This window comes from Pseudomonas sp. SDO524_S393, assembly GCF_054071875.1.
The window spans coordinates 55,355-74,710 of sequence record NZ_JBSVVZ010000026.1; the positions used below are offsets into that span (position 1 = coordinate 55,355).

The window sequence follows — 19,356 nt, forward strand, 5'->3', positions numbered from 1 at the left end:
CGGCCTGCCGGCTTGATCGTTCAACTCCCTGTCTGGATCCCACCCTATGCTGAGCCTTGTGCGCATCGCATTGCGGCGCCCTTATACCTTTCTGGTCTTGGCCATTTTCATCCTGATCATCGGCCCGCTCGCCGCCTGGCGAACGCCCACCGACATCTTTCCGGAGATCCGTATCCCGGTCATCGCCGTGATCTGGCAGTACACCGGCCTGCCGCCCGACCAGATGGCCGGGCGTGTCACCTCGCCGTTCGAGCGGGTACTGACCACCACCGTGAACGACATCCGCCATATCGAAGCGCAGTCGCTGACGGGCTACGGGATCGTGAAGATCTTCTTCCAGCCCGGGGTCAACATCAGCACCGCCAACGCCCAGGTGACGTCGGTGTCCCAGGCGATCCTGCGGCAATTGCCGCCCGGCACCGTGCCGCCGCTGGTGCTCAACTACAGCGCTTCCACCGTGCCGATCGTGCAACTGGCGCTGTCGGGGGCGGGCCTGAGCGAGCAGCGCCTGGGCGACATCGGCCTGAACCAGGTGCGCCTGATGCTCACCAGTGTGCCCGGCGCGGCCTTGCCATACCCGTTCGGCGGCAAGAGCCGCCAGGTGCAGATCGACCTCGATTCGGCGCGCATGCAGGCGCGCGGGTTGTCGGCGCAGGACGTCGCCACCGCCCTGGCCACCCAGAACCTGATCACCCCGGTGGGCACCCAGAAGATCGGCAGCTACGAGTTCAACCTGCAACTCAACAATGCGCCGTCGGACTTCCACGACCTGGAAAACCTGCCGATCAAGACCGCCGACGGCACCACGGTGCTGATCCGCGATGTGGCCACCGTGCGCGACGGCAACCCGCCGCAAAGCAACATCGTGCACGTCAACGGCAACCGCTCGGTGCTGCTGCCGGTGCTCAAGACCGGTTCGGCATCGCCCCTGGGCGTGATCGCCGGCATCAAGGACAAACTGGCGGACAACAAAGCCGCCTTGCCGCCCAACCTGAACATCGACCTGATCGGCGACCAGTCGCTGTTCGTGCGCTCGGCCATCAGCGGCGTGGCCCGTGAAGGCTTGATCGCGGCGGCGCTGACCAGCCTGATGATCCTGCTGTTCCTCGGCAGCTGGCGCTCGACGGTGATCATCGCCACCTCGATTCCCCTGGCCATTCTGGCGTCGATTGCCACCCTGTCGGCGCTGGGCGAAACCCTCAACATCATGACCCTTGGCGGCCTGGCCCTGGCGGTGGGCATCCTGGTGGACGACGCCACGGTGACCATCGAGAACATCAACTGGCACCTGGAACAGGGCAAGCCGGTGGAAACCGCGATCCTCGACGGTGCCGCGCAGATCGTCACCCCGGCGTTCGTGTCGTTGCTGTGTATCTGCATCGTGTTCGTGCCGATGTTCTTCCTCGACGGCGTGGCGCGGTTCCTGTTCGTGCCCATGGCCGAAGCGGTGATCTTCGCCATGATCGCCTCGTTCATCCTGTCGCGGACCCTGGTGCCAACGCTCGCCAACTACCTGCTCAAACCCCACGTGCACGGCGAAGACGGGCATGCGCCGTCGCGCAACCCGCTGGTGATGTTCCAGCGCGGTTTCGAGCGGCGTTTCGAAGCCTTTCGCAGCCATTACCACAGCGTGCTCGACAGTGCCTTGCACCATCGCCGCACGGTGGTGATCGGCCTGCTGGCGTTCGTGGCGCTGTCGTTCGCGCTGGTGCCGTTTTTGGGCCGCAACTTCTTCCCTGAGGTCGATTCCGGCCTGATCCTGCTGCACGTGCGCGCGCCGGTGGGTACGCGGGTGGAAAGCAATGCGCACCTGATCGCCGGGATCGAAGACGCGATCCGCCGCAAGATCCCCGCACAAGAGCTCAAGGCGCTGGTGGATAACATCGGCCTGTCCATCAGCGGTATCAACGTGGTGTACAACAACACCGGCACCGTGGGCTCCCAGGACAGTGACATCCAGATCAGCCTGAACGAAGGCCATCGCCCGACCGCCGAGTACATGCGCGAACTGCGTGAAAGCCTGCCCCGGGAGTTCCCGAGTGCGGTGTTTTCGTTCCCGGCCTCGGACATCGTCGGGCAGATCCTCAACTTCGGCTCGTCGGCACCCATCGATCTGCAAATCACCGGCAACAACCTGGCGGCCAATTTCACCTATGCCAGCACCTTGCTGCGCGAGATCCGCCGGGTGCCGGGGGTGGTGGATGCGCGCATCCAGCAGTCGCGGCAATTGCCCACTTTCAATATCGACGTGGACCGTACCCGTGCGCAGTTGGTCGGCCTCACCGAGCGCGATGTGACCAACAGCCTGGTGGTCAACCTGGCCGGTTCCAGCCAGGTGGCGCCGACGTTCTGGCTCAACCCAGCCAACGGCATTTCCTACCCGATCGTGATGCAAACCCCGCAATACAGCCTGGAAAGCCTGGCCGCGCTGCATAACTTGCCACTGAGCGGCGGCAGCGGGGCGGCGGCAGACCAGACCCTCGGCGGCCTGGCCACGATCCAGCGCAGCCACAGCAACTCGGTGATTACCCAGTCGGATATCCAGCCGGTGGTGGAAGTGCTCACGGCCATCCAGGATCGCGACCTCGGTGCCGTGGCCGCCGACATCCAGAGGATCATCGCCGCCCACGCCGGTGAGGTGCCGACCGGTTCCAAAGTGCTGTTGCAGGGCCAGGTGCAAACCATGAACGCGGCGTTCAGCGGCTTGCTGTTCGGCCTGTTGGGCGCGGTGGTGCTGATCTATCTGCTGATCGTGGTCAACTTCCAGTCCTGGAGCGACCCGTTCGTGATCATCACCGCGTTGCCGGCGGCCCTGGCGGGCATCGTGTGGATGCTGTTCGTCACCCACACGCCGTTGTCGGTCCCGGCCCTGACCGGGGCGATCATGTGCATGGGCGTGGCCACTGCCAACGCCATCCTGGTGGTGAGTTTCTGCCGCGAACGCCTGGCGGTGCACGGCGATGCGGTGCAGGCCGCGCTCGAAGCCGGCTTCACCCGGCTGCGCCCGGTGTTGATGACCGCCATCTCGATGATCATCGGCATGGCGCCCATGGCCCTAGGCATCGGCGAGGGCGGCGAGCAGAACGCGCCGCTCGGGCGTGCGGTGATCGGCGGCCTGATGTTTGCCACCATCGCCACCTTGATACTGGTTCCGCTGATTTTCAGTCTTGTCCACGGGCGTCGTCAGCACGCCACGCGTGTGACCACCGTTAGCGTAGGGGTTTGACATGTCCGTTTCCAATTCTCAACCGAAGTCTTCCCGTGGCCTGCTCTGGCTGATCGTGGGCGGGGTGGCGGTGGTGGTGATCGTCGGGGTCGGCCTGGGCGTGCGCGCCAGTGAGTCCCGCGACCTCAAGACCTGGACCGACGCCCAGGCATTGCCCAGCGTCAACCTGATCAAGCCGGTGGTGCAGGCCCAGGGCCCGGTGCTCAATCTGCCGGGGCGCATGGAAGCCTATGCCCGCGCGTCGATCTTCGCCCGGGTCAACGGCTACCTGAAGTCCTGGAATGTCGACATCGGCACCCGGGTCAAGGCCGGGCAAGTGCTGGCCGAAATCGACACCCCGGAACTCGACCAGCAACTGTTGCAGGCCCGCGCCACGCTGGCCTCGGCCCAGGCCGATGCGCACCTGGCTGAAACCACCGCCAAACGTTGGCAGGCCATGCTGGCCAATGACTCGGTGTCGCGCCAGGACGTGGACGAGCGCACCGGCGACCTGGCCGCCAAGCAGGCGCGGGTGGCGGCGGCCAGGGCCAATGTCGAGCAACTGGTGGCGACCAAGGGGTTCCAGCGCCTGGTCGCACCGTTCGCCGGTGTGGTCACGGCGCGCAGTACCGATGTGGGCGCGCTGATCAGCGCCGGGGGCGGCGCCGGCAAGGAGTTGTTCGCAGTGGCCGACGTCAGCCGCCTGCGCGTGTATGTGCAGGTGCCGCAGACCTTCTCGCCACAGATTCGTGAAGGCACCACCGCGCGCCTCAGCGTGCCGGAATATCGCGGCGAGACCTTCACCGGCAAGGTGATTGCCACCGCCGACGCGGTCAACGCCGCCTCGGGCAGCACCCTGGTGCAATTGCTGGTGGACAACCCCGGCGGTCGCCTGCTGCCCGGCGGTTACACCAGCGTGCAATTCGACCTGCCGGTGCAGGCCGATGTGCTGCGGGTGCCATCCAGTGCCCTGGTGTTCGATGACCATGGCATGCGGGTCGCCACCCTCGACAGTCAGGACCACGTGCAATTCAAGACCGTGAGCATTGCCCGCGACTTCGGTGACAGCGTCGAAATCGCCAGCGGCCTGCAAGCCGCCGACCGGGTGATCGACACGCCACCGGACGGCCTGGCCGATAACGACGCGGTGCAACTGCGCGTCGCTGCCGCTGAGGTCAAACCCCATGGCTAAGCGCACGTTTCTGGGCTTGCTCGCCACCCTGAGCCTGGGCGCATGCTCCCTGGCGCCGCCGCTCAAGGTGCCCGAAACCCCGTTGCCGGCGCAGTTCCACACCCAGGGCCCGTGGACCCTTGGCGCGCCGAACGACCAGGCCAGCCGCGACGGCTGGTGGCAGGTTTACAACGACCCGCAACTGGATGCGATGCAGCAACAGTTGTTGCGCAACAACCCGGACCTGAGCGCGGCGCTCGCTCACTATCAGCAAGCCCAGGGTTATGTCGCGCAGGCGCGTTCCGGGCTGTTCCCCAAGGTCTCGGCCATCGGCAACGGCCAGCGCATACGCCAGTCGGACACGCGACCGCTGCGCTCGGCCACTTCGCCGGACGTCTATAACGCCGCGACCCTGGGCCTGGAGGTGGATTACGAAGTCGACCTTTGGGGTCGCGTGCGCGATACCGTCGCCGCCGGTACCAGCGACTCCGAGGCTGCCAGGGCCGACCTGGCCTCGGTGCGCCTGAGCTTGCAGGCGCAGTTGGCCGACAATTACATCCGTCTGCGTGGCATCGACTGGCAGAACCAGTTGCTCGAACAGACCCGCGACGCCTACGCCAAGGCCCTGGGCCTGACCGAAGGCTTGCACGGCGGCGGCATCGTCTCCGGCCTCGACGTGGCGCGGGCGCGCACCCAGCTGTCGACGGTCAAGTCGCAATTGAGCCAGAGCCAGGTGCAGCGCGCGCTGCTGGAACACGGGATCGCGGCCATGCTCGGCGAATCGGCATCGACCTACCGGATTGCGGTGAATGTCGCGCCGATCAGCTTGCCGAACGTGCCCACCGGTGTGCCTTCAACCTTGCTGCAACGTCGGCCTGATATCGCTGCCGCCGAGCGTCGTATCGCGGCGGCCAATGCGCGGATCGGCGTGGCCAAGGCCGCGTGGTTCCCGCAGATCACCCTGAGTGCCCAGGGGGGTTACCAGAGCGACGAGTTTGCGCGGCTGCTCAGTGCGCCCAACCTGTTCTGGGCCATCGGCCCGTCGCTGGTCGGTACACTGTTCGACGGCGGCGCGCGCCAGGCCCAGGTGGATATCGCCAAGGCCGCCACCGATGAAGCGGCGGCGAAGTATCGCGGTGTGGTGCTGGACGCGTTCGCGCAGGTGGAAGACAACCTGTCGCAGATCGCCGGTCTGGGCGATGCCCTGAACGATCAGCGCGACGCCGCAGCGGCCGCGCAATACGCCGAAGATCTGTCGACCTCGCGCTATCGCCAGGGCGCCGTGGCCTATCTGGATGTGGTCACCGCCCAAGTCGCGGCGCTGGATGCCAAGCGCAGCGTGCTGCAACTGCAAACCCGGCAACTGAGCGCCAACGTGGGCCTGATCAAGGCACTGGGCGGCGGATGGAACGTCGCCCGCCTGACCGCGTCGAACCCTATTGAAACCAAGGAGTAGTCACCATGACCGAGTACGTACCCCCGAAAGTCTGGACCTGGGACACCGAAAGCGGCGGCACCTTCGCCAGCATCAACCGGCCCATCGCCGGCGCCACCCATGACAAGGAACTGCCGGTCGGCAAGCACCCCTTGCAGTTGTATTCCCTGGCCACGCCCAATGGGCAAAAGGTCACCATCCTCCTGGAAGAGCTGCTGGCCCTGGGGCACAGCGGCGCCGAATACGACGCGTGGCTGATCAAGATCGGTGACGGCGACCAGTTCGGCAGCGGCTTCGTGTCGGTGAACCCCAACTCGAAGATCCCCGCCTTGCTGGACCGTAGCGGCGCCGCGCCGATCCGGGTGTTCGAGTCGGGCGCGATCCTGCAGTACCTGGCGGAAAAATTCGGCGCGTTCTTGCCCACCGAGCCGGCGGCCCGTGCGGAATGCCTGTCGTGGCTGTTCTGGCAGATGGGCAGCGCGCCGTACCTGGGCGGTGGCTTCGGGCATTTCTACGCCTATGCGCCGACCAAGATGGAGTACGCGATCAACCGCTTTGCCATGGAAACCAAGCGTCAGCTCGACGTGCTTGACCAGCGTCTGGCCATCAGCGAGTACATCGCCGGGGACGAATACACCATCGCCGACATCGCCATCTGGCCCTGGTACGGTGGCCTGGTGAAGGGACGTTTGTACGGGGAGTCGGCGGAGTTTCTGTCGGTGCACGAATACAAGCATGTGCTGCGCTGGGCGGACGCCATCGAAGCGCGGCCCGCGGTGCGGCGTGGACGTCGCGTCAACCGCGTGTCCGGCGAGCCCGCCGAACAACTGCGCGAGCGGCATGACGCGAGTGATCTGGACTGATCACCCGCGCGTGAAGAAGCCGGCTCTTCGGCTTCTGCTGTTCAATCTCAGAAATCAGTGCCTCGGGAAACCGCTTCCCAGGCGCTGATTTCTGCTTTCAGCGCGTCCAGTTTCGCCGTCACGTGGTCCACCGCATCGTTGCCCAGCAACAGGTGCGTCGGCGGTTCGGCGCTGGCCACGACCTGCATCATTGCCAGTGCGGCCTTTACCGGGTCGCCCGGCTGTTGCCCGCTGCGGGCCTGGCGCGCGGCGCGTATGGCGTCGAACGATTCGTCGTAGTCGGCGACGCTGCGCTTGGCACGCACCATGGAGCGTCCGGCCCAGTCGGTGCGGAAGGCCCCCGGCTCAATGGCGGTGACGTGGATGCCAAACGGCTTGAGTTCTTTGCCCAGGGTCTCGGAAATACCTTCCAGCGCAAACTTGCTGCCGTGGTACACGCCGAGGCCCGGGAAGGTGGTCAAGCCGCCCATCGACGTGATGTTGAGAATATGCCCGCGACGGCGCTCGCGCATGAACGGCAGCACCGCCTGTATCACCGCCACAGCGCCGAATACGTTCACTTCGAACTGCTGGCGCACGTCGTCCAGGTGCGACTCTTCCAGCACGCCTTCGAAGCCATAGCCGGCGTTATTGACCAGCACATCGATGGGGCCGACCTGCTTCTCGATTTCAGCGACCACCGCCGGCACGAACAGGCTGTCGGTGACGTCCAGCAGGCGCCCGAGGGAAAAGCCGGGTTTGAGCCGATCGAAGGCGTCGACGGCTTCGGGCGTGCGGGCGGTGCCGACGACACGCTCGCCGTCGGCCAGCAATGCCTCGGCCAGGGCCTTGCCGAAGCCGGAACTGATGCCGGTGACAAGCCAGGTTTTTTGCGGGTGGATGAGCAGGTCTGCGGGCATGGGAACCTCCTGTGATAGTGCCTGGAATCTTTCTCCTTTGATCCCGGGCGCACAATCGGGCCAGACCTGCTCAGGCTTTGAAGGCGGGCTTCACAATGCGAATTGAATGAACGGCTTGCCCTGTGCCGATCAGCCCAGCAACCCGGTGCTCACCGCCACGATCAGAAACACCCCCAGCAACGCGCGGTAGATCACGAACGGCCAGGTGGAGAAACGCTCCAGGAACTTCATCAGGCCCCAGATGGCAAAGAACGCCGAGACGCTGGCGACCACCAGGCCGAACAGCAAGTGGGGCCAGGCGTGTGCGGGCAGGTCGGCGTGCAGCAGCACCCACAGCTCTTTCAAACCGGCGAGGGCGATGGCCGGCAGGCCGAGCAGGAAGGAAAAACGTGCAGCTTCTTCGCGCTTGAAGTTGAGGAACAGCGCGGCAGTCAAGGTCGAGCCGGAGCGCGACACGCCGGGAATCAGCGCACCGATTTGCGCGATACCGACGATCAGTGCGTCACGCAGGCGCATTTCGCCCACCTCGCGGGTGTGCCGGGCACGCACTTCGGCCACGGCCAGCAGCACCGCCATCACCACACAGGAAATGCCGATCACCATCAGGCCGCGCAACGGCGAGTTGCATGCGTTCAGGGTCGACGACAACGCCAGGCCCGCGATCCCGATGGGCAGGGTCGCCAGCACGATGGCCACCGCCAGCTTGAACCACCGGTCGTTGTAGTCACCCCGGCGCACTGCACCGATGCTGCCGGTGGTGACCTGGTGCACGTCGCGCCAGAAGTAACTGACCACCGCCGCCAGCGCCGCCAGTTGCATGGCCGCGGAGAACGCCGAGCCCGGGTCTTGCCAGCCGAGCAGGGCAGGCACCACGCGCATATGGGCGGTGGATGACACGGGCAGCAGCTCGGTGATGCCCTGGATCACGCCCAGGATGAAGATTTGCAGGTAATCCAGGGAGGCAAAGCCCACATCCAGGCCTGCGGTACAGACGTTGGTCAAAATGCGTGTCCTTGAGAAAAAGGGGAGAGGTGGGCGAAGTTTATTCTAAATGTTTCAGGAATTTGCCCGAGGCAAGACAAATCCAACATCGGTTCAGCAAACAGAAAGGTTGGGCGATGTATTGGCCTGGGAAGGGGTTTTGTGAACAATGGCGCCCTGCGTTTTTTGACCGAGAGATTCATGCCTGCCATTCCCGATACCACCGTCGAACTGATCCAGACCGGCCCGGAACATGCCGAGTTGATCCGCAACCTCTATCAGTACTACGCCTACGAGTCGTCGGACTGGGAACAGGAAGATGTCGACGCCGATGGCCGTTTCTATATCCATGACGAACACCTGGCGCGTTACTGGCAAGACCCGCAGTGGAGCGCCAACCTGTTGCTGGTCGATGGCTACATCGCCGGATTCCTGCTGATAGAAGGCAGCGAGTTGCCGGGGATCGATGCACTGGAGCTGGCCGACCTGTTCATCCTCAAGCGCTATCGCCGCAAAGGCATTGGGCGTGCGGTCGCCAGCCAGGTGCTGTGCAGTGGCGAGGCCAATTGGCTGGTGCGGTTTTATGATCAGGATGAGGTGTCCCAGGCGTTCTGGCGCACGGTGCTCGACAACCTGCCGCGCCCGGTGCAGACGCTGGAACTGGACGATGACCCGCAACTGATGAACTACTTGATCACCCGTGCGGCGTTGCATTGACGGCCTGTAACAGGGTGGCGAGTTGCTCGCCACCCTGGCTGTTCATGGCTAAACGCTTCAGGCAATCGGAATCAACGGATCCGCTGCTGCCCATGCCACTTCGCGGTTGGCGGCCGGTGGGTAGATCCACACGGTATTGATTTCCGTCTTGCGCGTTTTACCTTCCTGCCGGGTCAGTTGGACCTGACGATCCCAGCCTTCGGTGTAGACCGCGCCCCAGCCGCCCAGGTCGAGGCAGGTCACGTATTTGGGTTGGCGGTAGGGGATCGGGTCCACGCCCAGGACTTGCGCGGCCACGTTGTTGCCTGCATAGCGGCCCAGCACGATGGCGTGCTGGCAGGTCATCAGGGCGTGGTTGCCCAGGTCGTCGGTGGCGGCATAGGCCACATCGCCCGTGGCGAAGATGTCCGATTGGCCAATGACTTGGAGGTTGGCATCCACGTGCAGGCGACCCAGGGCATCGCGTTCGCCCGGAATCTGCTCGGTCAGGGTGCTGGCCCGTACGCCCGTGGTCCAGATCACGGTCTTGGCTTCGATGTGCTGGCCATCGTCCAGCGTGACGCCGTTGTCATCCACGGCGACGACTGAGGCTTTCAAGCGCCAGCTGACCCCCAGTTCATCGCTGGCCTCGGCGATCAACTGGCTGATTTCAACGCCCATGGACATCCCGACTTTTTCACCGCGGTCGACGATGATCACATCGATATTCGCCTGTTCACCGAGGATGGCCCGCAGGCGCGCCGGCATTTCGGTCGCGGTTTCGATGCCGGTGAAGCCGCCGCCGGCCACCACCACGGTGTTGCGGCCTTTGCTGTCGGGCAGGTTGGCCAGGGACTTGAGGTGGTCTTCCAGGCGAATGGCTTCTTCGATCTGGTCCACATCGAAGGCGTATTGCGCCACGCCGGGAGTGTTGGACGTTGCCAGGCGGCTGCCGGTGGCCAGTACCAGTTTGTCGTAACCCAATACCTGTCGCGCGCCCGAGGCGTCGGTGTAGCTGACCTTTTTCTGCTGCACGTCGATGGTTTCAGCGGAGCCTTTGATGAAGTGCACGCCGACTGCATCGAACAGCTCGCCGACCGGCGCGGCCAGGCGGTGGGCATTCGGCTCATAAAAGCGCGGACGTACACGCAATTCGGCCTGAGGGGCCAGTACGGTCACGTCAACATCCTGGTGACCATGGGTGTCGAGCAGGCGGGTGGCGCTCAAGGCTGTCCACAAGCCACCGAAGCCTGCGCCGATGATCAGAATCTGCTGTTTCATGTTTAGCCCCTGAAGAGAGTCGCGGTTTGAATTTGAACGGCGACTATATTGATCGTAGTTTATACCGGCAAGCGTTTTTTTGTGTAGACCAAAGCGGGTTTGGTGGAGAGGCAGGATGCGTTTTGCCGGCTTTAATGCGCGAAATCCCGCGTTTTCAGGGGCTTTCAGCTGAAGAGAGCAGACAACGCGCGTTGCTCCCTCGCGTCCGTCACTGTTAGTATGTGCGACCAATTAAGTCGGAGATCGCGATGTCTCTTTACAGCGCGGGCGTTGAGTACGGTATTCACTGCCTGCTGTTTCTGGTGGGCGATGGTGGCGAGAGCCGTGAGGCCAGCGTGCGGGATCTGGCGGAACTGCAAGGCGTACCGCTGGACTATCTGGCGAAGATTTTCACCAAGCTGGCCAAGGCCAAACTGGTGGTGGCCACCGAAGGCGTGCGCGGCGGGTTCAAGCTGTCGCGGCCGTCCGATGAAATCAGCATCCTCGATATCGTCACGGCCATTGATGGTCGCAAGCTGATTTTCGAGTGCCGCGAGATTCGTGGCCGCTGTGCGCTGTTTGATGGTGCGCCACCGGCCTGGGCGCTCGACGGTCTTTGCTCGGTGCACGCGGCGATGATGACGGCACAAAAACGCATGGAAGAGGCGCTGGCCCAGCAAACCATCCTGGACCTGGCGCGAAAGGTCGGGCGCAAGTCGCCCACGGAGTTCCCGGCCCAGGTCGGTCGCTGGATCAATGAGCGTCGGGAAAAGAAGGTCGGCACGCCGGCCATCGAGCAGAGTATTCCGGTCACTCAGCTTTCGGACTAAACCCGCGCGGCCCCTAGGTTGAACAGCGCCTGCCGCATGGCCTGGGGCGGTTGGCCAAATGCACGCAAAAAGGCCTGCCGCAGACGCTCGCGGTCGCCGAAGCCGGTTTCGCGGGCCACCACTTCAACCGGGTGACGACTGGTTTCCATCATTGCCCGCGCCGCTTCCACCCGCAGCGCTTCGATGGCCTTGGCCGGGGTCTGTCCGGTTTCTTCGCGGAATACCCGGCTGAACTGGCGCGGGCTGAGCCGCGCGACGTCGGCCAGGGCTTCCACCGACAGGTCATGGGTCAGGTTCTCGCGGGCATAGGCCAGCGCCAGTTGCACCCGGTCTGACTTGGGGTCCAGTTCCAGCAGGGCCGACAGCTGCGATTGCTCGCTGCCCCGACGCTGGGCGATCACCAGTTTGCGCGCAATGCGTCGGGCCAGGTCGGTGCCCAGGTCGTTCTCCACCATGGCCAGCGCCAGGTCGACCCCGGCGCTCATGCCGGCACCGGTCCAGACCTGCCCGTCGACCACGAACAACTTGTCGTCTTCCAGCTGAATGTCCGGGTAGCGTTTGCGAAATGCCGGGGCGTGAATCCAGTGCGTGGTGGTGCGTTTGCCTGTCAGCAGACCGGCCTCGGCCAGCACGAAGATGCCCATGCACAACGACGCCACGCGGCGCGACTGTACGGACGCCGCCTTGACCAGTTCCGGCAGGCCCGCTTCCGGCAGGCGAAAGTCCAGATAGCCGCTGACGATCAGCGTGTCATAACCGGCCTGGCGGATCGGCGTGGTGTTCACCGAGAACCCCTGGGATGTCATCACCGCGCCGCCGCTTTCCGACACCAGATGAAACTCATAGGCCGGTTCGCCCCGCAGCAGGTTCGCGCATTCGAACACCGAACCCAGGCTGAGGCTCAGGGACTGGAAGTTCGGGTAAACCATCAGCGCAACGCTGTGCATTGTCGTTCTCCGGGAGACGCAGGAGAGGCGATTGTCGGCGTGTGCCGGGCAAACGGCAACGCCTTTGCGTCATGTCCGGAATCCTTGCGGATATGACATTGTGCAAGGTTTGAGCGACTCCTAACATTCCCTCAACGAACGAGACGACTGGTCTAATCGCGGGGGAGCCGACATGCACAACGAAACCAAAAGCGCACGACAGAGCATTCTGGATACCGCGCAGTCGATCGTCGGTCGCAAGGGGTTTTCGGCCGTGGGGCTCAACGAAATACTGCACACCGCCGAGGTGCCCAAGGGCTCGTTCTATCACTACTTCACGTCCAAGGACGCATTCGGCGTGGCCTTGCTCGATCACTACTTCGACCACTACGTGCAGGGCATGCAGCAACTGTTCGACCAGCCTGGCCTCACCCAGCACGCCAAGTTGATGCGCTACTGGGATTGCTGTATCGACAACCAGACCGGCTGCACTGACGCAGGCAAATGCCTGGCCGTCAAACTCGGCGCCGAGGTGTCAGACCTTTCAGAGCCCATGCGCCTGGCCCTGCAACGCGGCACGGCACGCACCATCGCCTTGCTCGCCGAGGCCTTGCAACGCGGCATCGACGACGGCTCCGTCAGCGTCACGCAACACCCCGAAAGCCTGGCCCGACGCCTGTATGCGTTGTGGTTGGGGACCAGCGTCATGGGCAAGATCACCCGTACATCCGCGCCTTTCGACGAGGCGCTGCAACTGACCCGACAGCTGTTGGGCCATCCGGCACACACCGACACTCACACCTATCGAGGCACTGGAAAATGAAAGTATTAATGGTACTGACCTCTCACGACCAGCTCGGCAATACCGGGCGCAAGACCGGCTTCTGGCTCGAAGAGTTTGCAGCTCCCTACTACGCGTTCAAGGACGCCGGCGCCGAGGTGGTGCTGGCCTCTCCGGCGGGCGGCCAGCCGCCACTGGACCCGGTGAGCGACCTGCCGGACTTCCAGACCGAACAGACCCGTCGCTTCGCTGCCGACCCGGCCGCCCAACAAGCGTTGGCGACCACCGTCAAGCTGGACACGGTTCGCGCCGCCGACTTCGACACAGTGTTCTATCCCGGCGGTCATGGGCCGCTGTGGGACCTGGCCGAGTCGCCGACCTCGATTGCCCTGATCGAGGCGTTCGAACGCGCCGGCAGGCCCATCGGTTTCGTCTGCCACGCACCGGGCGCGTTGCGTCACGTCAAGGCGGCCAACGGTCAACCGCTGATCAAGGGCCGTCGGGTCACCGGGTTCTCCAACTCGGAAGAGGCCGCCGTGGAATTGACCGATGTGGTGCCGTTCCTGATTGAAGATGAATTCAAGCAACTGGGCGGCCTTTATGAAAAGGGCGCCGACTGGCAGTCCTTCGTCCTCGAAGATGGCCAACTGGTCACCGGACAGAACCCCGCCAGCTCCAGTGATGTGGCCAAGGCCCTGCTGAAGCTCACCGCATAACTCCATAACCTCATAAAACGCAATGACGGCCTGGCGACGCTCTAAGCGTCGCCAAGGCTTCCGTTCGCCTTGAATTCGGAAAAACGCCCCATGACAACTACCCTGAACACCCCGCTGACACTGGGCCGCCATCGCCTGGCCAACCGCATTGTGCTGCCGCCCCTGACCCGCCAACGCAGCACCCAGCCCGGCGATATCGCCAGTGGCTTGATGGCCGAGTATTACCGCCAGCGTGCCGGCGCCGGGTTCATGGTCAGCGAAGGCACGCAAATCGAACCCCGTGGCCAGGGCTACGCGTGGACACCGGGTATCTACACCCAGGCGCAGATCGACGGCTGGCGCACCGTTACCGATGCAGTGCACGCCGAAGGCGGAGTGATCTTTGCCCAGCTGTGGCATGTCGGCCGTGTGTCACACCCTGGTTTGCAACCTGAAGGAGCCGCGCCGGTCGCGCCGTCGGCGATCCAGCCGCAGCAGGTCAAGGCCTTTATCCAGACTGCACCGGGCGCCGGTGAACTGGTGCAGCCGCCACAACCCCGTGCGCTGGAGACCGCCGAGGTCAAGGACTTGGTCGGGCTCTACGCCCAGGCCGCCCGCAATGCGTTGGCAGCGGGTTTTGACGGGGTGGAGATTCATTCGGCCAACGGTTACCTGGTCAACCAGTTCATCTCGGTGCAGGCCAACCGGCGCGAGGACGAATACGGCGGCTCGTTGCCCAACCGCCTGCGTTTTCTGCGCGAGATCGTCGAAGCGGTGAGCGCGGTGGTGGGCCCGGAACGCCTGGGCGTGCGTTTTTCGCCGCTGTTCAGCAGCACCGAGCAGGATCGGGTCTACCTCGGCCTGGTGGAAGATGACCCCCATCACACCTACCTCGAAGCGATCAAGCTGCTGGAAGCGGCGGGCATCGCCTATGTCTCCATCGCCGAAGCCGACTGGGACAACGCCCCCGATTTGCCCGCAACTTTCCGCCGGGCGGTGCGCGACGCGTTCAGTGGCCGGATCATCTACGCCGGCCGCTACACCGCCGAGCGCGGCGCACAATTGCTGGACGCAGGGCTGGCGGACCTGATCGCGTTTGGCCGGCCCTTCATCGCCAACCCGGACCTGCCGCAGCGGCTGTTCAAGGGCTGGCCATTGAACCCGCTGCGAGCCGAGGGCATGTATGGCGGGGCAGAGGCGGGATACACCGATTACCCTGCCTACGCGCAATGACCAGGGGTTGAACCCCGCTCGCTACATCCGCGTGCTTGCGGGCGGCGGTACTCAGGCCACCCGCAGCACAATCTTGCCGATATGCTCACCACCTTCCATCCGGCCATGGGCCTGGTCGGCCTCGGTGTAATCAAACACTTGGTCGATCATTGGCAGGCAGCGCCCGGCTGACAGCAGGGGCCAGACGCGCTCGCGCAGTTGCTCGGCAATCGCGGCTTTCTCCTCCCGGGTACGCGCCCGCAACAACGAGCCGGTGACAATCGCGCGCTTGCCCAGGATGGTCAGCAGGTCGACGTCATTGGCCTTGGCCCCGCCGAGAAACCCCAGCATCACCAGGCGGCCGTCCATGGCCAGGGCCTTGAGGTTGTTGTTGAGGTACGAGCCGCCCATGATGTCGAGGATCACATTCACGCCCTGGCCACCGGTTTTCTCGGCGATCACCTCGGCGAAATCCTGCTCGCGGTAGTTGATCGCTTCGGCGCCCAGGGCGCGGATGGCGGCGCATTTCTCCTCACTGCCGGCGGTGGCAAAGGCCTCGATGCCAAACGCGCGGCACAGCATCAGCGCCGTCGTGCCGATGCCACTGGTACCGCCATGGATCAGCACCCGCTGGCCCTTGTGCGCACCGCCGATGCCGAACAGGTTGGCCCACACGGTAAAGAACGTTTCCGGGATCGCCGCCGCTTGAATCCAGTCCATGCCGTCAGGCACCGGCAAGGCCTGGCTGGCGGGCACCACGCAGTACTGCGCGTAGCCGCCGCCATTGGTCAGTGCGGTGATCCTGTCACCCAGCGAGCAGTCGCTCACGCCATCACCCAATCCCACCACTTCACCCGCCACTTCCAGGCCGGGGATCGGGCTCATTCCGGGTTTCATCGGGTACTTGCCCGCCCGCTGCAGGGCGTCGGGGCGGTTGACCCCGGCGGCGTGCACGCGAATCAGGATCTCGCCGGGCCCCGCGACCGGCAGGGCTACCCGGCGCGGTTGCAACACTTCGGGGCCACCGGGCGTGGTGATTTCAATCAGGGTCATTTCAGTAGGCAGGTTCATGGCAAATACCTTTTTCAGTCGGTTCGGTTATGCAGCAGGGCAAGTCGATTGGGCATGCGGGGCAGGGCGCAGGTTCAATAAGCCTGCCAGGGGCACCGAGCCTGGGGCGAAGGTGCCGATGATGACGGCCACTACGGCCAGCTCATGTAGCGGGAAGACGGGATGGGCATGATGGCGATCCTGAGGAATTTTCTCTGGTGCCCAGCTTATCGGAGTTTTGTGATGCAATAATGCTGCGATTTATCGTCATATGGATGCATTTTTGCATCACGAGAGGTGCGCATGAATTGGGATGATGCACGGGTGTTTCTGGCGGTGTGTCGCGAATCGACGTTGCGTGGCGCCGCGCGGGTGCTGGGGGTCGATCAGGCGACCGTTGGCCGGCGTATCAACGCCCTGGAAAAGTCCCTGGGCGCCACGTTGTTTCTGCGTACCTCCGAAGGTTACGCGCTCACCGCCGTGGGCGAAGCCGCGTTGCTTTCGGTGGAAAAAATGGAGCGTTCGGCCCTGGACCTGGAGCGCCAGGTACAAGGCCTGGACGACCGCCTGACCGGCACCGTACGGGTCAGCACCACCGACTCGATGGCCATCGACTTCCTGATCCCGGCCATCGCCAACCTGCACCACAAGCACCCGGATGTGCGCGTGCAACTGGACGCCTCGACGCAAATCCTCAGCCTGGCCAAGCGCGAAGCCGACATCGCCGTGCGCAATACCCGGCCAGACAACCCGGACCTGATCGCCCGGCGTATCGCCCGTTGGCCGGTGGGGCTGTTTGCCGCGCAAGGCTACCTCGACCGTCACGGGGCGCCGGAGCCGGGCAGCCTTTTCGAAGGGCACGACCTGGTGGTCTATCAACCCTATCTGCAACAACACAAGGACTTGTCGCTGGCCTGCGAGCCCATTGGCCGTGGGCGCATCGTGGCCACCTTGAGTTCCAGCTTGCTGGTGCGCCGCTCCATCGCCGCCGGCATCGGCATCGGTGAAATCCCGGTACACAGCGGCGAGCTGGATGGCTTGGTGCGTTTGTGGCCGGAGCGTACCCGGCCACTGCCCTACGAGGTCTGGCTGGTGACCCATGCCGACTTGCGCCATACCGCGCGGGTACGGGTGGTGATCGATGAGATCGTCGCGGCGTTTGCCGGCACGGGGGAGTGAGGATCAGCGCTGGAGAAATGCCAGCAGATCCTCGTTCAGTGCCTGCGCGTGGGTGGCGGCGAAGCCGTGTGGCGCATCCTTGTAGACCTTCAGTTCAGCGCCCTTGATCAGCTCGGCGGCCACCTTGCCGGTGGTTTCGAACGGCACGATCTGGTCGGCATCGCCGTGGATCACCAGGGTCGGCACGTCGATCTTCGCCATGTCCGGGCGGAAGTCGGTCTCCGAGAACGCAGTGACGCAGTCCACCGTCGACTTGAGGGACGCCTGCAGAGCGATTTGCAGGGTCTGGGTCTGCACGCCGGCGGACACCACCTGGCCCTTGTTGATGCCGTAGAACGGCGCGTTGAAATCGCTGATGAACTGCGCGCGATCCTTCAACAGCTCGGCCTTGAAACCAGCGAACACATCGAGCGGCACGCCCTGGGGGTAATCATCTTTCTGGCCGAAGATCGGCGTGACTGCGCCGAGCAATACCAGGCCGGCGACCCGTGCGCTGCCGTGGCGGCCGATGTAGCGGGCCACGTCGCCGCCGCCCATGGAGAAGCCCACCAGGGTCACGTCCTTGAGGTCCAGGTGTTCGATCAGTTGGGCGATGTCGTCGGCGAAGGTGTCGTAGTCGTTGCCGGTCCAGGGCTGGTCCGAGCGGCCAAAGCCACGGCGGTCGAAGGCGATGGTGCGGTAGCCGCGGCTGCTCAGGTATTCCATCTGGTATTCCCACATGTCGGCATCCAGTGGCCAGCCATGGCTGAACAGCACGGGCTTGCCGCTGCCCCAGTCCTTGAAATAGATCCGGGTACCGTCTTTGGCAACGAAAGTGCTCATGAACATCTCCTTGAAAGTGGGCAAAAAAGTCTGGGCGTCACTATTGCGCCAAACCCGGCACCGGGCTTGTACGGGTGTGCTCGGTTGATGGGGCACGAGGCGCCGACCGCGTGACGACGGTAGGCGCCCATCGGGGAAATTTCAAGGCAGGCAATGGGGCGATCATGCCGACAGGTGCTCATACAAAATCGTCGCACCCACCAGCATCAGCACTACGCCGCCGACCATTTCGGCGCGCTTGCCTACCACCGTGCCGAGCACGCGGCCGAGCATCATGCCGAGGGTGACCATGGTCATGGTCGCCAGGCCGATGGCGGCGGCGGCCACCAGGATATTCACGTCGACGAATGCCAGGCCCACGCCCACCGCGAGGGCGTCGATGCTGGTGGCGAAGGCCGTGACGGCCAGGATCAGGAAGGAATGCCGGGTCGGCGGTTCGGCTTCTTCGTCATCGGTCTTGAAGCCGTTGTAGATCATGTGCAGGCCGAGCCCCACCAGCAGGGTGAAGGCGATCCGGTGGTCCCAATGCTCTACCCAGCGGGTGGCGGCATGGCCGATAGCCCAGCCGATCATCGGCGTGATGGCTTCGATCACGCCGAAGATCAGACCGGCGCGCAAGGCTTCGGCAAGGCGTGGTTTGTGAAGGCTGGAGCCTTTGCCGATGGCGGCCGCGAAGGCATCCGTGGACATGGCAAGGGCGAGCAGGATCAGAGAAATGGGGTTCACGGCAAGGTTTCCAGTCGGGCTGCATGAGTCAACGACACACCCACACGCCCGACTTCAGGCATGGATATGTCGCTGGTCTCACCAACCACAACGGTGTTCGCACCACGGCAGGTTGCCGAATATGTTGATACGAACGCTTCTGAGCGGGTCAGAAGCCGGTTACTCCCCAACGAAGGTGGCGATCATAGACGCCATGAGATGAAAAATCCGTCAAAAGCCTCAAGGCCGCTGTGGCTTGACCGCATTGCCGAAGGTATTGCCCATGCGAATGCTGGTCGCCGCCGGCGTGGACAGGCCGACGCTGTTGGGCGGGCGTTTTTCCACAGGGATTTGTCGGGCTTCGCGGTTTTTTTGCGCAGCTTTGGTCGCTTCCGGGCTGCTGCCCATCTGTTGGCTCAGGCAACCATAGTCGGGCGCCTTGTAACCGTCCACGGTGACTTCGGCACAGCCGCTGGCCGTGCTTTCGGCGTGGGCGAACAAGGGCAGGGCAGTGCACAGCAACAGGCTGGCAAGGGTCGGGAACCGCATCATCGAGGCCTCCTGGCAGGCCCTGGGAAGTGGGCCGGTAAGGCTGGAAAGTGTAGTGCAGCGGGCATGTCGACAGCGTGATCTTTTTTTTGCCATC

The 19,356-nt window shown here is 64.0% G+C and carries 18 protein-coding genes; 10 read left to right on the forward strand and 8 right to left on the reverse strand.

Annotated features, from left to right (window positions below; translation table 11 throughout):
• Positions 1-46: 46 nt before the first annotated feature.
• The 4 genes from ACW9IB_RS13900 to yghU are packed head-to-tail and all read left to right on the forward strand — an operon-like array spanning position 47 to position 6,674.
• The gene (locus ACW9IB_RS13900) at positions 47-3,226 is read left to right on the forward strand and encodes an efflux RND transporter permease subunit (protein ID WP_457414084.1); all 3,180 of its coding nucleotides are present in this window, start codon (positions 47-49) and stop codon (positions 3,224-3,226) included.
• 1 nt (position 3,227) lies between these two features.
• Positions 3,228-4,397 (forward strand): efflux RND transporter periplasmic adaptor subunit, encoded by a 1,170-nt coding sequence (locus tag ACW9IB_RS13905; RefSeq protein WP_457414085.1) that lies wholly within the window; start codon positions 3,228-3,230, stop codon positions 4,395-4,397.
• Positions 4,390-5,832: an efflux transporter outer membrane subunit gene (locus ACW9IB_RS13910; RefSeq protein WP_457414086.1), complete on the forward strand. Its 1,443-nt coding sequence runs from the start codon at positions 4,390-4,392 to the stop codon at positions 5,830-5,832. The genes ACW9IB_RS13905 and ACW9IB_RS13910 overlap by 8 nt, the downstream gene beginning before the upstream one ends.
• Before the next feature lie 5 nt (positions 5,833-5,837).
• Entirely contained in the window at positions 5,838-6,674 is an 837-nt protein-coding gene (gene yghU / locus ACW9IB_RS13915; protein ID WP_457414087.1) for a glutathione-dependent disulfide-bond oxidoreductase, read from the forward strand.
• A gap of 47 nt (positions 6,675-6,721) precedes the next feature.
• On the opposite strand, the gene ACW9IB_RS13920 is transcribed toward yghU, so the two are convergent.
• Both ACW9IB_RS13920 and ACW9IB_RS13925 read right to left on the reverse strand, forming a co-directional pair.
• Complete coding sequence (locus ACW9IB_RS13920) at positions 6,722-7,573, reverse strand: oxidoreductase (protein ID WP_457414089.1); 852 nt, start codon at positions 7,571-7,573, stop codon at positions 6,722-6,724.
• A gap of 129 nt (positions 7,574-7,702) precedes the next feature.
• Positions 7,703-8,575, reverse strand: a complete 873-nt coding sequence (locus tag ACW9IB_RS13925; RefSeq protein WP_457368142.1) for an undecaprenyl-diphosphate phosphatase — start codon at positions 8,573-8,575, stop codon at positions 7,703-7,705.
• Between the two features lie 180 nt (positions 8,576-8,755).
• Between ACW9IB_RS13925 and ACW9IB_RS13930 the strand changes: the two genes are divergently transcribed.
• Positions 8,756-9,271: a GNAT family N-acetyltransferase gene (locus ACW9IB_RS13930; protein ID WP_457368141.1), complete on the forward strand. Its 516-nt coding sequence runs from the start codon at positions 8,756-8,758 to the stop codon at positions 9,269-9,271.
• 57 nt (positions 9,272-9,328) lie between these two features.
• Here ACW9IB_RS13930 and ACW9IB_RS13935 read toward each other — a convergent pair whose 3' ends face one another.
• Positions 9,329-10,531 (reverse strand): NAD(P)/FAD-dependent oxidoreductase, encoded by a 1,203-nt coding sequence (locus ACW9IB_RS13935; protein WP_457414090.1) that lies wholly within the window; start codon positions 10,529-10,531, stop codon positions 9,329-9,331.
• 248 nt (positions 10,532-10,779) lie between these two features.
• Between ACW9IB_RS13935 and ACW9IB_RS13940 the strand changes: the two genes are divergently transcribed.
• Entirely contained in the window at positions 10,780-11,340 is a 561-nt protein-coding gene (locus ACW9IB_RS13940; protein WP_457414091.1) for an RrF2 family transcriptional regulator, read from the forward strand.
• Here ACW9IB_RS13940 and ACW9IB_RS13945 read toward each other — a convergent pair.
• Entirely contained in the window at positions 11,337-12,287 is a 951-nt protein-coding gene (locus ACW9IB_RS13945; RefSeq protein WP_457414093.1) for a GlxA family transcriptional regulator, read from the reverse strand. The two genes, ACW9IB_RS13940 and ACW9IB_RS13945, sit on opposite strands and share 4 nt — an antisense overlap.
• A gap of 172 nt (positions 12,288-12,459) precedes the next feature.
• Here ACW9IB_RS13945 and ACW9IB_RS13950 point away from each other — a divergent pair, with 172 nt between their 5' ends.
• The 3 genes from ACW9IB_RS13950 (at position 12,460) to ACW9IB_RS13960 (ending at position 14,975) form a co-directional block, all read left to right on the forward strand.
• Entirely contained in the window at positions 12,460-13,089 is a 630-nt protein-coding gene (locus ACW9IB_RS13950) for a TetR/AcrR family transcriptional regulator (protein ID WP_457414094.1), read from the forward strand.
• Positions 13,086-13,763 carry a type 1 glutamine amidotransferase domain-containing protein gene (locus ACW9IB_RS13955; protein ID WP_457414096.1) on the forward strand — a complete coding sequence of 226 codons (678 nt, stop codon included), beginning with the start codon at positions 13,086-13,088 and terminating at the stop codon, positions 13,761-13,763. The genes ACW9IB_RS13950 and ACW9IB_RS13955 overlap by 4 nt, the downstream gene beginning before the upstream one ends.
• Before the next feature lie 90 nt (positions 13,764-13,853).
• Positions 13,854-14,975 (forward strand): alkene reductase, encoded by a 1,122-nt coding sequence (locus tag ACW9IB_RS13960; protein ID WP_457414097.1) that lies wholly within the window; start codon positions 13,854-13,856, stop codon positions 14,973-14,975.
• A 51-nt stretch (positions 14,976-15,026) separates the two neighbouring features.
• Here ACW9IB_RS13960 and ACW9IB_RS13965 read toward each other — a convergent pair whose 3' ends face one another.
• On the reverse strand, positions 15,027-16,025 hold the full coding sequence (locus ACW9IB_RS13965; protein WP_457414098.1) for an NAD(P)H-quinone oxidoreductase: 999 nt from the start codon (positions 16,023-16,025) through the stop codon (positions 15,027-15,029).
• 282 nt (positions 16,026-16,307) lie between these two features.
• Between ACW9IB_RS13965 and ACW9IB_RS13970 the strand changes: the two genes are divergently transcribed.
• A complete protein-coding gene (locus ACW9IB_RS13970) occupies positions 16,308-17,183 on the forward strand; it encodes a LysR family transcriptional regulator (RefSeq protein ID WP_457414100.1) in 876 nt (291 codons plus the stop codon).
• A 3-nt stretch (positions 17,184-17,186) separates the two neighbouring features.
• Here the strand turns inward: ACW9IB_RS13970 and ACW9IB_RS13975 are convergent, their stop codons facing one another.
• The 3 genes from ACW9IB_RS13975 to ACW9IB_RS13985 all read right to left on the reverse strand — a co-directional run bounded on the left by ACW9IB_RS13975 (position 17,187) and on the right by ACW9IB_RS13985 (position 19,262).
• The gene (locus tag ACW9IB_RS13975; RefSeq protein ID WP_457368132.1) at positions 17,187-18,005 is read right to left on the reverse strand and encodes an alpha/beta fold hydrolase; all 819 of its coding nucleotides are present in this window, start codon (positions 18,003-18,005) and stop codon (positions 17,187-17,189) included.
• A 162-nt stretch (positions 18,006-18,167) separates the two neighbouring features.
• On the reverse strand, positions 18,168-18,731 hold the full coding sequence (gene mntP / locus ACW9IB_RS13980; RefSeq protein ID WP_457414101.1) for a manganese efflux pump MntP: 564 nt from the start codon (positions 18,729-18,731) through the stop codon (positions 18,168-18,170).
• Between the two features lie 219 nt (positions 18,732-18,950).
• The gene (locus ACW9IB_RS13985; protein ID WP_457368130.1) at positions 18,951-19,262 is read right to left on the reverse strand and encodes a hypothetical protein; all 312 of its coding nucleotides are present in this window, start codon (positions 19,260-19,262) and stop codon (positions 18,951-18,953) included.
• Between the last annotated feature and the right edge of the window lie 94 nt (positions 19,263-19,356).